The organism is Streptomyces sp. ISL-10 (assembly GCF_018614575.1).
GTDB lineage: Bacteria > Actinomycetota > Actinomycetes > Streptomycetales > Streptomycetaceae > Streptomyces.
The window spans coordinates 85,044-98,954 of record NZ_JAGGOJ010000048.1; the positions used below are offsets into that span (position 1 = coordinate 85,044).

The 13,911-nt window shown below is 68.4% G+C and carries 14 protein-coding genes and 1 pseudogene; 8 read left to right on the forward strand and 7 right to left on the reverse strand.

Annotated features, from left to right (window positions below; translation table 11 throughout):
- Nucleotides 1-15: 15 nt before the first annotated feature.
- The 4 genes from J7E88_RS34705 to J7E88_RS34720 form a co-directional block, all read right to left on the reverse strand.
- The gene (locus tag J7E88_RS34705; RefSeq protein WP_215187479.1) at nt 16-939 is read right to left on the reverse strand and encodes a class I SAM-dependent methyltransferase; all 924 of its coding nucleotides are present in this window, start codon (nt 937-939) and stop codon (nt 16-18) included.
- Nucleotides 936-2,018: a glycosyltransferase family 4 protein gene (locus J7E88_RS34710; RefSeq protein WP_215187498.1), complete on the reverse strand. Its 1,083-nt coding sequence runs from the start codon at nt 2,016-2,018 to the stop codon at nt 936-938. Before J7E88_RS34710 ends, J7E88_RS34705 begins: the two co-directional genes overlap by 4 nt.
- A 47-nt stretch (nt 2,019-2,065) precedes the next feature.
- Nucleotides 2,066-2,464: a 6-carboxytetrahydropterin synthase gene (locus J7E88_RS34715; protein ID WP_215187480.1), complete on the reverse strand. Its 399-nt coding sequence runs from the start codon at nt 2,462-2,464 to the stop codon at nt 2,066-2,068.
- A gap of 105 nt (nt 2,465-2,569) precedes the next feature.
- The gene (locus J7E88_RS34720) at nt 2,570-3,568 is read right to left on the reverse strand and encodes a zinc-binding alcohol dehydrogenase (protein ID WP_215187481.1); all 999 of its coding nucleotides are present in this window, start codon (nt 3,566-3,568) and stop codon (nt 2,570-2,572) included.
- Between the two features lie 111 nt (nt 3,569-3,679).
- On the opposite strand from J7E88_RS34720, the gene J7E88_RS34725 reads away from it, so the two are divergent.
- Nucleotides 3,680-4,438: a CDP-alcohol phosphatidyltransferase family protein gene (locus J7E88_RS34725; RefSeq protein WP_215187482.1), complete on the forward strand. Its 759-nt coding sequence runs from the start codon at nt 3,680-3,682 to the stop codon at nt 4,436-4,438.
- A 321-nt stretch (nt 4,439-4,759) separates the two neighbouring features.
- On the opposite strand, the gene J7E88_RS34730 is transcribed toward J7E88_RS34725, so the two are convergent.
- Entirely contained in the window at nt 4,760-6,568 is a 1,809-nt protein-coding gene (locus tag J7E88_RS34730) for a sulfatase (RefSeq protein ID WP_251023640.1), read from the reverse strand.
- Between the two features lie 589 nt (nt 6,569-7,157).
- Here J7E88_RS34730 and J7E88_RS34735 point away from each other — a divergent pair.
- From J7E88_RS34735 to J7E88_RS34760, 6 genes are all read left to right on the forward strand, one after another.
- Nucleotides 7,158-8,747 carry a sensor histidine kinase KdpD gene (locus J7E88_RS34735; RefSeq protein ID WP_251023641.1) on the forward strand — a complete coding sequence of 530 codons (1,590 nt, stop codon included), beginning with the start codon at nt 7,158-7,160 and terminating at the stop codon, nt 8,745-8,747.
- 33 nt (nt 8,748-8,780) lie between these two features.
- Nucleotides 8,781-9,176 carry a roadblock/LC7 domain-containing protein gene (locus J7E88_RS34740; RefSeq protein WP_215187484.1) on the forward strand — a complete coding sequence of 132 codons (396 nt, stop codon included), beginning with the start codon at nt 8,781-8,783 and terminating at the stop codon, nt 9,174-9,176.
- A gap of 3 nt (nt 9,177-9,179) precedes the next feature.
- Nucleotides 9,180-9,572, forward strand: coding sequence for a DUF742 domain-containing protein (locus J7E88_RS34745; protein WP_215187485.1), 393 nt, complete (start codon nt 9,180-9,182; stop codon nt 9,570-9,572).
- Nucleotides 9,550-10,143, forward strand: coding sequence for an ATP/GTP-binding protein (locus tag J7E88_RS34750; protein WP_215187486.1), 594 nt, complete (start codon nt 9,550-9,552; stop codon nt 10,141-10,143). The genes J7E88_RS34745 and J7E88_RS34750 overlap by 23 nt, the downstream gene beginning before the upstream one ends.
- Nucleotides 10,136-10,747, forward strand: coding sequence for a GAF domain-containing protein (locus J7E88_RS34755; protein ID WP_251023642.1), 612 nt, complete (start codon nt 10,136-10,138; stop codon nt 10,745-10,747). The genes J7E88_RS34750 and J7E88_RS34755 overlap by 8 nt, the downstream gene beginning before the upstream one ends.
- Nucleotides 10,748-11,310: 563 nt before the next feature.
- Nucleotides 11,311-11,598: a hypothetical protein gene (locus J7E88_RS34760; RefSeq protein ID WP_215187487.1), complete on the forward strand. Its 288-nt coding sequence runs from the start codon at nt 11,311-11,313 to the stop codon at nt 11,596-11,598.
- Between the two features lie 789 nt (nt 11,599-12,387).
- Here the strand turns inward: J7E88_RS34760 and J7E88_RS34765 are convergent.
- Together J7E88_RS34765 and J7E88_RS34770 are read right to left on the reverse strand one after the other, a co-directional pair.
- Nucleotides 12,388-13,128 (reverse strand): annotated as a pseudogene (locus tag J7E88_RS34765) (IS3 family transposase); the annotation flags it as partial.
- Nucleotides 13,113-13,316 (reverse strand): transposase, encoded by a 204-nt coding sequence (locus J7E88_RS34770; RefSeq protein ID WP_215187489.1) that lies wholly within the window; start codon nt 13,314-13,316, stop codon nt 13,113-13,115. The gene J7E88_RS34770 and the pseudogene J7E88_RS34765, both read right to left, overlap by 16 nt.
- A gap of 117 nt (nt 13,317-13,433) precedes the next feature.
- Between J7E88_RS34770 and J7E88_RS34775 the strand changes: the two genes are divergently transcribed.
- Nucleotides 13,434-13,760 carry a hypothetical protein gene (locus J7E88_RS34775; protein ID WP_215187490.1) on the forward strand — a complete coding sequence of 109 codons (327 nt, stop codon included), beginning with the start codon at nt 13,434-13,436 and terminating at the stop codon, nt 13,758-13,760.
- Nucleotides 13,761-13,911: the final 151 nt, after the last annotated feature.

Sequence of the window (13,911 nt, forward strand, 5' to 3'; positions counted from 1 at the left end):
CCTGGACCGCCCTGATCACGATGCGTCGCCCGTCGGGCAGGGCAGGGCCAGGATATCGCTGTGATGCACCACGACCCGCAACTCACCCTCCTCGCACGCCGCAAGGCGCCGCCGCAGATACGCATGGGCACGCGGTGCAAGCTCCGGAGACTGTTCGACGGCGGCGTCGACCCAGCCGTGCAGCCACTCCGCCATCAGCGCGGACCCGTCGTCGCCAGGGGCCGGCCGGTCCTGGCCGCCCGGGGGGACCGGGGGACCGTGACCGAGCCGCCACGGGCTGTTGTGCGCCCGTACAGTCATGCCATGGCGGGCGAAGCTCACGGAGGCCGCCGCGACGGCATCGGGTCCGAGGAGCCTGCGGCCCTGATCCTCTCGCCGCTGGTGGGAGTTGAACGCCTCGGCGATCTCGGCGTCCAGCGGGTCGTCCGGGGTGAGGTCGACCCGCCCCACGACGGAGAGCGCCAGCAGTGCCGGGCAGCCGGCCCCGGCGCAGGCCGCGGCGAGAGCGTCCAACTCGTCGCGGGTGAGCAGGTCCAGTAGAGCGGACGCCGTCACCAGCGAGGTTCCACAGAGCCCGTCCGCGGTCAGGTGGGTGATGTCACCGCGTTCCGACGTGACCGTGACGCGGCTGCCACCGGCGGCCGTACGGGGCATCCGCGCTGCGGCCAGCTCGAGCAGATCGGGGTCGCGGTCGTGCAGGATCCAGTGCTGGGGACCGTTCAAACGGGGGGCGAGCCAGCGCCCCATGGCACCGGTGCCGCAGCCGAGGTCGCGGATCACCAACGCCTCGCCCCGTTCCGGCGGATCGGTCGCCCTCGCTGAGAGGGCCAGCTGTCGCCGTAGCGGGGCGAGGAGTTCGGGTGAGCGGGCGGCGGCATCGGCGCCCTCCCGCAGGGCCAGCCACTCCGGGGCGTAGCGAGCTGCGTCGGTGCCACTCATGTGGTCCTCCGGGAGTCCTGCTGGAGTTGTTCCAGCACCTTGGCCAGGCTCCGCGAGGTCGTCTCCCAGCCGGCCAGCGCGGTGCGCCGCCGTCGCGCGGCCGCCTTCGAGCGATGCCGTTCGCCGGGCTCGCGGAGCCAGTGGCGCAACGCCGAAGCGAGAGCCGCCGTGTCCTTGGGCGGCACGAGAACCCCCGGGACGCTGCCGTCGGGCGCGTGCCCGACCGCTTCCGGGAGGCCGCCGACGGCCGTTGCCAGTACGGGAACCCCGCGCGCGAGCGCTTCGGTCACGACCATGCCGTACGTCTCGGCGTGCGAGGCGAGTACCAGGAGGTCGGCGGCGGCGTAGCTCGCGTTCAACTCGGGGCCGGTCCGAGGGCCGGCGAGGTGTACCCGGTTGCCGAGGCCGTGCTCCTCGATCAGCTCCCTTAGCCGGGTTGCATACACAGGATCCCGGTCCAGCCCGCCGACGCAGACGCAGCTCCACGGCAGGTCGGCGACGGTCGCGAGGGCCTTGACCAGCTCGTGCTGCCCTTTGCGCGGGATCACCGCGGCGACGCACAGCAGGCGCGGGGCGCTGTCGGCGCCGGATGAGGTGCCGGTCGACAGAGGCGCGATGTCGGCTCCGGGGGCGGCGACGTGGACCCGGCCGGGGTCGAGCCCATGGTGGTCCACGAGCCTGCCGGCCGCCCAGGCGCTGGTTGCCACGACCACAGCCACGGCCCGCAGCGTCCTGCGTTCTTTGGCGTCCAGAGCCGCTGCCACGGCTGGGGCGAGTCCGGTCTCGTCGCCCAGCGGCAGGTGCACCAGTACCGCGAGGCGCAGCCGGTCGGCCTCGGGCACGATGATGTCGGGGACCGTACACGCGACGAGTCCGTCGAGGAGGACGAGGGTGCCGTCCGCCGACTCCCTCAGTATCCGGGTGAGTTCCGCACGAGCGGCGGCTCGGGGATGGGGCCAGTCGCCCGCGACGGCGTGCTCATGAACCTGCCAGCCGAGCCGGGACAGGTCCCGGCACACCCTGCGGTCGTAGGTGTTGCCGCCACTCGGCGCGGCCGGATCGTCGACACCGCCGGGCATCACGACCCGGACCGAGCGCTCGGGAGTGGCGGTGGCGGCTGAGTGGTTCACAGAGCGCGCTCGTAGCTCGCCCACGCGATGTGTGATTCGTGCAGGGTGACCGTGATGCCGGCCAGACCGCGTGCACCCTCGCCCAGCGCCCCGGCGTGCACCCGGTCGGCCAGACGGTCTGCGATGACCTTGGCCAGGAACTCCGTCGAGGTGTTGATGCCGGCGAACTCGGATTCGTCATCGAGATTGCGGTAATGGAACTCACCGACCACGGTGGCCAGTTCCTTGGCGGCCAAGCCGATGTCGACGACGATGTTGTCGGCGTCGAGCTCGGGACGGCGGAAGGTGGCGTCTACAAGGAACGTCGCTCCGTGCAGACGCTGTGCGGGTCCGAAGACCTCCCCGCGGAAGCTGTGGGCGATCATGAGGTGCTCGCGGACGGTGATGCTGAACAACGGCTGCGACCTCCAGGCCTCCGACGCATTCGGGCCGCTGACGGCCCCTGTACTTCAGTACGGCCGGAGCGTACTGCGCGTTCAAAGACCCAGGTCGCTCGATGCTCAGGCGGAACCGGCGGCAGCGGCCGTGTCGTACATCACGCGGTGGCAGAGCCCGGGCAGGGCACCGGAGGCGATCCCGGCCAGCGCCGACGGGAGTTCCTCGAAGGCGCATTCACCGGTGATCAGTGCGTCGAAGGCGGGGTCGGCGAGCAGCTCGAGCGAGAGCGCGAGCCGGTCGGCGTACGTCCGGCTGGAGCGCCGCGCCGGTGACACCCTCCCCACCTGGCTGCCGCGCAGCACCAGCCGGCCGGAGTGGAAGGCCTCCCCGAGCGGCAGGCTGACCTGCCGGTCGCCGTACCAGCTCAGCTCCAGGAGCGTTCCCTCCGGGGCCAGGAGCTCCAGCGAGCGCGCGAGTCCGGCTCCGGTGGCGCTCGCGTGGAACGCGAGATCGCAGTCGCCCAAGGCGTCCTCGGGGAGAGCGAAGTCGACGCCCAGCGCCCCGGCGACGGCGACACGGGCGGGCTCGGCGTCGACCAACTGGACGCGGACGCCGGGGTACCGGGCGAGAAGCGCGGCGACAGAGCAGCCGATCATGCCTGCTCCCACGACGGCGATCCGGTCGCCGATCAGCGGTGCGGCGTCCCACAGGGCGTTCACCGCGGTCTCCACCGCCCCGGCCAGCACGGCCCGACCTGCGGGGACGGTATCCGGCACCGGGGTCACGGCACTTGCCGGGACGACGTACCGGCTCTGGTGCGGGTAGAGGCAGAAGACCGTGCGGCTGACGAGGTGCAGCGGTCCTTCCTCGACAAGGCCGACGTTGAGATAGCCGTACTTCACGGGCCCGGGGAACTCACCGTCCTGGAACGGTGCCCGCATCGCGGTGTGCTGGCTCTCCGGTACGCCGCCGCGAAAGACGAGGCTCTCCGTGCCACGGCTCACGCCGGAGAACAGCGTGCGCACCACGACGTCGTCGTCGGCCGGTTCCGGCAGGGAAACATCGCGAATCTCGCCGTGGCCCGGGGAGCGGAGCCAGAAGGCGCGTGCGGCGCGCTCCATCGGCGTCCTCCTGCTGAACGCTCGGGTGACGGTTCACGTTCTGATAATCACGAGGCCGCAACGGTACGCGGCACTCATCGACTCTGTCACACGGCCGGAGGGTGGTGCACGGTGGCCCTGAGCGGCACCTATGACGCGAGGTTGTGGCGGCCGGAGGCGGCCGCGGGGGCGGGCGCGCAGACGCTCCTGCTCGCCCTTCTCGCCACGGTGGTCGGGCTGGGGCCCGCGGGATGGCTGACAGGCCTGGCGTTCACGCTCGCCACCTGGGCTGTGCTCACCCGTGCCCTGCGCCGGCGGTGGCCCAGGCCCTTCGGTCCGGCCAACGGTGTCACCCTGGCCCGGACGACGCTCGTCGGAGGTGTGACCGCACTGATCGCGGATTCCTTTTTGAGCCGGCCGCCGGTCGCGGTCATGGTCGCCCTCGCCGCGGTGGCGCTGATCCTTGACGCGGTCGACGGCCAAGTAGCCCGGCGCACGGGGACGGAGTCCCCCTTGGGGGCACGCTTCGACATGGAGGTCGACGCCTTCCTCATCCTGGTGCTCAGCGTCTACGTCGCCATGTCGCTGGGCGCATGGGTGCTGTTGACAGGCGCCATGCGCTACGCCTTCGTCGTGGCGGCCCGGGTACTGCCGTGGCTGCACGGGCCACTTCCTCCGAGCACGGCCCGCAAGGCGGTGGCCGCGCTGCAGGGGATCGTCCTTCTCGTGGTCGGCGCCGGAATCATCCCGCGCCTGCCCGCATACGCGGCAGTCCTCGTGGCGCTGGCGCTGCTCGTCTGGTCCTTCGGGCGTGACATCAGGTGGCTGTGGCGCGTCAGAGTCCGCGAGAGCGCAGCGGTGGTCCGGGACCCGAGCCACGAGAGGGCTTGACCTGCCCCGCGCCGGCGGGCGGGGGGATGCCGAACGTTCGGGGACTACGAAGACTGGAAGCGCCTCCTTGTCGCCCTGTTGATGGCGTGGGCCCGTCTCTGTGGCGTGCTCGGTCCGGAGCTGCTTGTCACGGCCCGGTAGACACATTGACGACCTCCGTCCTGCCGTCCCGTTGTCCACAGGCCTCCGCGAAGGCCTTCGCTGTCGCCTGTATGGCCCTGACGCGACAGCGGCCCGACGCGCGGCGACGGGACGGCAGGCCGGCGCCAGAGGCCGGCATGTGTGACGACTCGTTCGGCGCCTCCCGTTGTGAATCGGCGGTCACCGAGTTGGCGGATGCGGGATGGGGCCGGGCTTCGGGCCGTAGGCGGTGAGGAACCGATCGCGGAAGGTGTCCATCCGCCAGACCGGAGCTTTCGGCCCTGGCTTGAGACCGTCCTGCCAGCCCCAGCCGGAGATCCGGTCCATCACGGCCGGGTCGCGGGCGACGATCGATATCGGCACGTCCCGGCCGAGGTCGCCGCGGGTGACGGCCGGGACGGGCTGGTGGTCGCCGAGGAAGACGAGCACGGTGTCGTCGTCGCCGTACTTCTCCATGTAGGAGATGAGGCTGTTCAGCGAGTACTCGATGGCATGCCGGTACTCGGTGCGCACCTTGGTGGCGTCTTTCCACACCTCTTCGGGGTTCTTGCCCGCCTTTTCGATGGCGTGGTAGACCGTGCCGTCACCGACCTTGTCCCAGCCGATCATCCTGGGTATGGGCGCCCAGGGCTGGTGGCTGGAGGTGAGGATGATCGACGCCATCAGCGGCTCGCGGTCCGGCTTGCCGTGCTCCAGGCGTTCGAACGCCAACAGGCTGTACTGATCGGGTACGGGCGCCCAGCTGAACTTCGGTCCCTGGTATCCGAGTTGCCGGGAGTCGTAGATTTTGTCGAGGCCGTAGAGCCGTCCCTCCGGCCAGGCCCGGGTGACGCCCGGCATGATGCCGACTGTCCGCCACCGGCCCGCGTGCTGGAAGGCACCGGTGAGGGTCATCCGGTCGCTCGAGGTGACGCTGCGGTAGCGCTCCTCGTTCTCGATCCACAGGCCTGACGCGAAGGTGGAGTGGGCCAGCCAACTGCCTCCGCCCGTCGTCGGTGAGGTGAGGAAGGCGCTCTGGGAGGAGAACCCGGCCGCGCGCAGCCGGTTGGTCCCATCCGCGAGCACCGCGCCGACCTGCGACGCCATGTCCGGGTCCTGGACCGCGCTGCGCCCGTAGCTCTCTATGAAGGCAAAGATGACGTCCTTGCCGCGCAGCCTGGTCAGCAGCCGGTCGGCCGGAGTGTCGCGGAAGGCGTCGACCTCGGCCTCCTTGGCGAACGCCTGCTCGTCCTCCAAGCCCACACGCACCTGCTGCACATGGTCCTCCACGAGCGTGGCGGTGCTCCTGGAAGCGACCGGTACGCCCCCGACCTGTACGCCGAGCGCCGCGCAGGTGATCCAGGCGGTCCCGAGTACAAGGGTGGCAGGGGCCGCCGCGGCGCTGTGCCGGACGACGAGATGGCTCAGCCGGACGACTGCGAGTGTCATGAGGACCAGCAGAGCGAGGACGACGACCACGACCCCGACCACGGCGCCGATCGCGCCGGCCCGGCCGACGGAGTCCCCGAGGAACGCCTCGGCGTCGTCGAACAGGATCCAGTCGAGCATCGGGTCGAACGGCCGGTCGAGAACCGAGTAGAAGCCCATGTCGAGGAGCTTCAGGAGGGTCAGCACGCCCAGACCGGCTCCGGCGAACACCGCTGCCACCCGTCTCGCCCTCGGGCGCAGGGTGAGCAGCACGGCGGTGCCGAAGATCCCCTCCACCGGGATGCGGGCGAACGCGCCGGGCGTGAGGCCAGTGAGCTCGTTCGGCAGGAGGAGAGCGAAGAGCACCAGCAGGGCGGCCAGGACAGCGGTCACCCGCGCAGCGGCCGGGGGCTTTTCCCGGCGGCTGCGCGCGAACGTTTCGCCCGAGTCGCCACGGCCGGGGCCCCCTGCGGTGGCGTTCCCACCAACGTCGGCGCCGTCAGATGCGGCGGCGTCCTGAACCACGGCGGAGTTGTCCGGCGTGTGCTCCGGGGGCCCGCCCGGCATCAGGCCCTTCTCCATGATTGCGTTGTCCTTATGCGGCAGTTGGCGAGAGCGCGTCCAGAGCGACACCGAAGTCCTTCCGTGCGAAGCCGGCGGTGGCCGGCCGATCAGGCCGGGAGGTCCCGGCCCGCCCTTGTCTGTACGCATCGCCGGCGGCTCCAGTTCAAGCAACAGGCCGCCGGCGCCGGGGCGTACGCGGGTGAGGCCGAACTGGCTGGCAGGGGCTGCCCTGCAGCCGGGCGCTCGCCCGCACCCGGCAGTACGGCGAGAGGTCTTGATGCCGAGGGTGCCGACTTTGTATCGAACTCCAGCAGCCGCAGGTAGCGCGCATACGCTCCGCGCAGCTTGCGTCACCGCCTTTGAGTTGTCGGCAATGCCCGTGAGTGCCCGCTCGTTCTGGCACGTTCTGGAATGGATCGGCACGGATCGGCACGTTCAACCAGGAGTGCGTCACGGCACTGGGCCAGTTCAGGGACGTGGGACTGTCGAATCAATCCCCACGACCTCACCACCCGTGACGTGAGGTGCTGTTAGAGGTAACGTGCGCCGTACACTTTTCAGCCTGCTGGCCGATACGCAACCAGGGACTGTGATGCAGGAACGTTTGATGTTGCCCGCTCATGCCCACCAGGAGATAGCGTCCGCCGACTCCCAGGCGTGGCATGTCCCTGACGTCATGGGCGGGCGTGACAAGGCAGTTGAGCGCCACATGGTGCTTCTGGCGGTGTTGCCAGCCGTGCTGGTCACGATCATCGGAACCGCAGCCGCTGCTCTCCTGTTCACCGCAGGCGTGGGCCATGTCGACAAGACCGCCTTCTGGGGTCTGCTCAATGGCACGCTGCTGCTCGTCTGCGTGATCCTCTCGGGCGCAGCGTTCATCGCCGCCGGGAAGGCGCGGGCCGTGGCACGCCGGCATATCGAGTTGAGCGCTTCGGCGGCACGCGGCCAGGCCGAACTCGCGAAGCTGCGACAGCAGATGGAGCCCGGCTGGCAGCCGGCAGGAAACCAGCGGCATCAGCCGGGCCCGTTGCCTGAGTGGACGGGTGACGCGGTGGATCGGCCGGGGCAAGGGACCGTATCCGCCCAGCGAGTCACCGAGGCGACTGTGGTGGAGCTCGGGGCACGAGAGCGTGGCGGCGAGCACTTCGAGGTCTTCGCCAATCTGGCCCGAAGGCTGGAGTCCCTCGTGCACCGCGAGATCGGGCTGCTGGACGACCTGGAGAACGAGGTCGAGAACCCGGACCTGCTCAAAGGCTTGTTCCATGTGGACCACCTGGCCACCCGTGTCCGGCGATACGCCGAGAATCTCGCCGTGCTCGGCGGCGCCGTCTCCTATCGCCAGTGGACCCGACCGGTCAGCATGGCTGATGTGATGCGTTCCGCGACTGCCGAGATCGAGCAGTACTCGCGGGTCAAGATGGTGCCTCCCGTGGACGGGACGGTGAGCGGGCACGCGGTCGTCGACGTGGTCCACCTGCTGGCGGAGCTGGTGGAGAACGCCACGGTGTTCTCCCGTCCCCAGACCCAGGTGCTGCTGCGTGCCGAGCACGTCACCGCCGGGCTGGCGATCGAGGTCGAGGACCGCGGTCTGGGCATGACCTCCACTGAGCGGGACCAGATGAACGCCCTGCTGGCCTCCCCTGAGGGCATCGCCTTGGGCGAGCTGCTCCAGGACGGTCGCATCGGCCTGTATGTGGTCTCCGTGCTGGCCCGGCGGCACGGCATCGTCGTACAACTCCAGAGCAACGTCTATGGCGGTACACAGGCCGTGGTGGTGCTGCCGCACGAGCTGCTGGGCCGGGGCCCGGACGCGGTGGAATCACAGCAACAACAGCCGGACATCACTCCCGCCGCCCCTCATGGACCCGCCGACGACTCGACGGAGCGAGCACTTGCGCCGGCCACGCCCGTCGCTCCGGACCCGGTACCCGCACCGGTGGCCGAACCACCACTCGCCCCCGTGGCGGCCCCCACGCCGGGAGATGCTCCCCCCGTGCTGCCCCAGCGGCGCCGTCAGGAACACCTCGCCCCGGAATTGCGGCAGTCCCCCCACGCTGCCGTGGCACTCCAGGAAGACGATCACGATCCCGGCCTGATGGCCGCGTTTCAGAGCGGCGTCCGCCTGGCTGAGGACTCCGAGGAGACTGACACCTCCCCGTCCCCCGGTGGGGAGATCCGACGGGACCCGGCCCCCTAGCAGTTTCACGTCATTGAGGAGAAGTGGGCAATTGTGGTGAGTGAAGATCTCTCTTGGCTGTTGAGCGGCCTTGTGCAGCGCGTACCGCATACGCGGAGCGCACTGCTGTTGTCCTCGGACGGTCTGGTGATGTCCTCGGACGGACTGGACAAAGACGCGGCGGATCATCTGGCGGCCCTCGCCAGCGGGCTCTACTCCCTGGCGCGCAGTGCCGGCAAGCGATTCGATGACGGCGGTGACGTGCGGCAGATCGTGACCGAACTCAGCAGCTCGATGCTTTTTGTCTCCTCGGCCGGACAGGGCGCCCTGTTGGCAGTGCTGGCCGGGCGCGAGGCGGATGTGCCGGTGCTGGGCTACGAGATGACCATGATGGTGAAGAGCGTCCGCAGCCACCTCGGGGCCGCTCCCCGCCGGCCGGCGGGACAGTGAGAGATGCCGGATGACCCGGACGATCCGCAAAGGCCGCTGCTCGATGATGCCCTGGGGCGGCTTGTTCGGCCGTACACCGTCAGTGACGGACGCACCAGACCCACCTGCCAATTCGACTTGATGACCATGGTGGTGGCCACGGGTACCGTGCTGCGGACCAGCCTCGGACTGGATCACGGACATGTGCTTGACCTGTGTCGGACGCCGGTCACGGTGGCGGAGATCGCGGGGCACACGCATATGCCGGCAACGGTGATCAAGGTGCTGCTGTCCGACTTGGTGGAGCGTGGGGCGGTCGTCACACGGCGCTTCGACATGGGAACACGAGGGTCACACTCTCCCCCCGATCTAGATCTATTGGAGGCGTTGCGGGATGGGCTCCTCAAACGACTCTGAGGCACCCGGCGCCGATTCCCTTCCGATGGGGATCAAAGTTTTGGTCGCCGGGGGCTTCGGGGTGGGCAAGACCACCTTTGTGGCAGCAGTGAGCGAGATCGAGCCGCTGAGCACGGAAGAACTGCTGACCGAGGTGAGTGCTGCCACGGACAGGCTGGAGGGGGTGGAGAACAAGGCCACCACCACGGTCGCGATGGACTTCGGCCGGATCACCCTCAGCCCCCACCACGTGCTCTATCTGTTCGGCACGCCCGGGCAGGAGCGTTTTTGGTTCATGTGGGACGAGATGTCCGCCGGTGCGCTCGGTGCGGTAGTGCTCGCCGACACCCGTCGGCTGGACCACAGCTTTGCGGCGGTCGACTTCTTCGAAGCGCGTGGCATCAACTTCGTCGTCGCGGTCAATGAGTTCGACGGGGCGCACCGCTATCAGCCGGAACAGGTGCGGGCGGCGCTGGACCTCAAGCCCGAGGTCCCGGTGGTCCTGTGTGACGCTCGCCTGCCCAACTCGGGCATCCGGGTTCTGCTTTCCCTGGTGCAGCATCTGATCACTTCAAGGAGTTCCCATGGCTGAGATGGTGTACAAGTCTCCCTTCGGAGGGGAGATAGCGATCGCCGTGCGTCATCTGCTTCTCCCTCCGGAGGACCCTGAGGCAGAGGCCCGGACACGCAGGCTTCGGGAACTGGGTATCGAGGACAAGCCCGTTCCGGAGTTCGATGACTTCGCGCGTGAACTCGCGCAGCGCACTGGGGGGTGTTACGCGGGGGTCAACTTCCTTGTCGACGAGAGCCGTCAGTACTACGCGGGTCTGTACAGCGCGGCAGCCGACACAACCGTGAACCTGGAGTCCCCCCTTCTCGACGATCCCGTGCCCGGCCGGGTCATGCCTCGTGCCTTCGACATTGGTTTCTGCCCGCATGTGGTCAGGCGGCGCAAGGCTCTGGTGCTGGAGGATGTCCGCGACTACCCACGCTTCGCCGGGAACCACGTGGTCGACGCCATCGGGATCCACTCCTACCTGGGCGCTCCGCTGATCGACAACACGGGCATGGTGCTGGGCACGATCTGCGTGGTGGACCAGGATCCGCATCCCTGGGGTCAACAGGGGCTGGAGACCATCAAGACGATGGCGGCCGACCTGGTGGAGCGCATCGAGCGGCGGGCGCACGGCTCGTGAGGAAGCCTGTTTGAGAGTGGGTCTTCGGCCACCGGCAGGAGCGGGCACGTCTTGTCAGCGGCTGTGCCAGGCCGATCCACCCGCAGCGCTGAGAAGACCAGGTGACGCGCGTACGGGGGACGTGTGAACCATGGTCGCGGTTGGTCGCGGTTGGCCGCCCGATCAGGTGCGAACCGGGTGCAGCACTCGTCGTCTGGCGGGGTGTCACACTGCTCAACGTCGGGTGGCTCAACCGTGGCAGGGCGTAGGGAAGGGGTCCTCCACCGCCAGGCCTGGCAGAGACGCTGAAGGGTATGACCGCCACCACCGAGCGCAGCAGACCTCAGGCTTCCGCGGCATCCGTGTGGACCGCTGTTGACTGCCCTGGAGGGCACGGACGGGGCACGAGCCCCGGCCTACCGGGGGCCAGGACACCGTCGGATCGCGCAACGAGGCATCACCGTGGAGCGCAGCCTGCGGCAGGAGCCGCGAGACGAGCCGCCATCGCGCGCTTCAGCCGCGTTCTTCCGCCTCTTCCATTGCATCTGGTGCTCATCCGGTGCGGCTGCTGGTAGACAACCGCCATGACGCACTACGCAGACCTGACGCCGTACACGTATGACAGGGACAACTGGGATCCGACGGCGTCGGGCGTCTGGCAGGGCGTCACATTGCTCAACATCGGCTGGCTCGACCGTGGCAAGACGTATGCGAAGGGTGCTCCACCGCCCGGTCTCGTGGAGGCGCTGAAGGGTATGACCCGCACTCACCGAGCACAGCAGACCGCGGCTTTCACCACTGCCCATGGTGCACCTCGCTCCTCACCGCCAGGCGCCTCGACGGCCCTCGGGGAAGCGCCGAGATACGAGTGATGGGCGACGGCGTCGCCTACGCCGCCCCTGAGCTGGTCACCCACTACGTCGAAGCGCATGGCTACCAGCCGCCTCCCGACTTCATAGAGGCGGTGCTGTTGTCGGACGAAGCTGTCTGAGCGTGCGAGTTGACGTGCTTGTCTCACCGATCTGTCGGGCACGGATCGAAACGCTGTGAGCACCGCTTTAGGAGCGAGGTCGGGTTGCCGCTGTGGTGACCTGCGAGTTCCCCTCCTTGGCTGGAGGCTGGCCTCATACCTGCCGCGCACCCTGATTCCCCGTGGCTCCCCGTCCGATGTGGCACGGTAGTGGTGCGGCGTAGTTGTCAGTGGCTAGGCCTACTCTGCTGAGCGTTGGGTCGGTCTGCTGTCTCAGTACGACGACAGCGCGGCCAAGGGGGGTGGCTCAAAAGAGGTCCCCGAGCCCGGTTGGTCCGGGACCTCGTGCAGCTCCGGCACCACCCCCCTCCAACTCCTTCTCATCCCACCAAGGGGCGTCTTCTTGCCCTGGGTCTTGCCAGGGACCTTGGCAGCCTGGCTTTTTGCAGGTCCGGGGGCTGGTCAATGGTTGCCCGCTGGTCGTCATTGTTCATCCTTGGCCGGGCTACCGAGCAGCCTCGGACGGCCCAGAGGCGGCCCAGCCCCTCGTCATGTGCCTCATATGCCTTGCAAGCCAAAGGGTTCACTGGTGTGCTCGTTTCCCGGTTGACTGTGGCTGTCTGCGGAACCGGTTTCTCTGGAGCAGCGTCCTGAGCTTGTTCCGCTTTGACAGACACCATCAGTGTGGTGGTCAGGCTGCGAGTGCGGTCTCGTATTCGGCGGGACTGCGGTAGCCGAGGCTGCTGTGCAGTCGGTGCAAGTTGTACCAGCCCTCGATGAAGTCGAAGATCGCGGTGCGGGCGGCGGCCCGGCTGGGCCAGGAGCTCGTGTCGAGCAACTCCCGTTTGATCGTGGCGAAAAACGACTCGGCGAGCGCGTTGTCCCAGCACTGCCCGGTGCGGCCGACCGACAGACGGACGCCGAACTGCGTTGCCAGGGCGGCGAATTGCTGACTGGTGTACTGACAGCCACGATCCGAGTGAAAGATCACCGGCCGGGCGGGACGACGCCGGCGGCAGGCGGACCTGAGAGCGTCCGCGACCAGTTCGGTCCGCAGGTGGTCGGCGGTGGACCAGCCGACCACGCGGCGGGAGGCGATGTCGATGACGGTAGCCAGATAGAGCCAGCCCTCTTCGGTGGGGACGTAGGTGATGTCACCGCACCAGCGGCTGTCGAGGCCGTCCGGGTCGGGAGCGAAGTCCCGGACGACGAGGTCGGGCCGGGCGGCGGCCAGCGGGTCGGGGATCGTCGTCAGCTGCCGTCGCCTGCGGTGCCGGCCCTGAAGTCCTGCGTTGCGCATCAGTCTGGCGATGCGGCGCCGTCCGCAGTCCTCCCCCTGCCGCTGCAGGACGGCGTGGACTCGCGGGACCCCGTAGGTTCCGCGGGAGTTCTCGTGGACTTCGGCGATCTTCTCGGTCAGCTCGGCATCGCGGACCGCCCGCGGACCGGGCCTGCCACTGCGGCGGGCATAGAAGGCGGCTCGGGAGACCTCAGGTCGAAGTCCTTGGCGACCTGACCGACCGAGCGGTCACCGCGCCGGCACAGCTCGACGATCTCGGACTTGAACTCCGGCGTGAACGAACGGCGAGGCCGAGGCTTCTTCTTTCCCATGCTCTCCATGATGGACATCCTTCCGGGGCACCTGATCTCAGATGTCCGTCAAAGCGGATCAAGCCCAGTCCAGCGCCAGGAAAGGGGGGCGGTGTGAAAGGTCAAAGTAGAGCTCATCGTCTCGGTGTGACGGCTGTTTCGGTCCGTGTGCGGCTCGTTGTGGTATCGGCCATGTCCTTGCTGGCTGCGGGGTGCGGGGTGCTGAACGATTCGGTCGACCCAGCCAAGGAACGATGGGAGTCCAGAACCGAGTTTTCCAGTTGTGGCAAGGTGAGCCTGGATCAAGGTGAGGAGCTGCAGAAGCAGCCGGTGCACGAAATCGTCTGCCTTCGGAGAGCCCTCAAGAGCGGCGAGAGCACAGAACTGAAGGTGACCTATCCCACTGTGGAGGGTGACCCGATTCGCGAGTATTACCGCTTGACGCCACAAGGCAGGCTTGAGGTGTACACGTAAGCTCAGGCGACCGCTACTCGGGCCAGAAGTGGTCTTTCGCGGAGTGCTACACCCCGGAATGGTTGGCTGAGATTTCATGCGATTAACGACTAGGCCGTGGTTGACCGTGGCTGTCCGCCCCGAGTGGTGCTACTGAGGTTGAACTCGTGAT

Bases quoted from the DNA above. Each gene is read 5' to 3' on its own strand.
- J7E88_RS34735 (WP_251023641.1), top strand. From the start codon at position 7,158: ATGTTGCCCGCTCATGCCCACCAGGAGATAGCGTCCGCCGACTCCCAG.
- J7E88_RS34755 (WP_251023642.1), top strand. From the start codon at position 10,136: ATGGCTGAGATGGTGTACAAGTCTCCCTTCGGAGGGGAGATAGCGATC.
- J7E88_RS34750 (WP_215187486.1), top strand. From the start codon at position 9,550: ATGGGCTCCTCAAACGACTCTGAGGCACCCGGCGCCGATTCCCTTCCG.
- J7E88_RS34720 (WP_215187481.1), bottom strand. From the start codon at position 3,568: ATGGAGCGCGCCGCACGCGCCTTCTGGCTCCGCTCCCCGGGCCACGGC.
- J7E88_RS34705 (WP_215187479.1), bottom strand. From the start codon at position 939: ATGAGTGGCACCGACGCAGCTCGCTACGCCCCGGAGTGGCTGGCCCTG.
- J7E88_RS34770 (WP_215187489.1), bottom strand. From the start codon at position 13,316: ATGGAGAGCATGGGAAAGAAGAAGCCTCGGCCTCGCCGTTCGTTCACG.
- J7E88_RS34730 (WP_251023640.1), bottom strand. From the start codon at position 6,568: ATGGAGAAGGGCCTGATGCCGGGCGGGCCCCCGGAGCACACGCCGGAC.
- J7E88_RS34745 (WP_215187485.1), top strand. From the start codon at position 9,180: ATGCCGGATGACCCGGACGATCCGCAAAGGCCGCTGCTCGATGATGCC.
- J7E88_RS34710 (WP_215187498.1), bottom strand. From the start codon at position 2,018: ATGCCCGGCGGTGTCGACGATCCGGCCGCGCCGAGTGGCGGCAACACC.
- J7E88_RS34760 (WP_215187487.1), top strand. From the start codon at position 11,311: ATGACGCACTACGCAGACCTGACGCCGTACACGTATGACAGGGACAAC.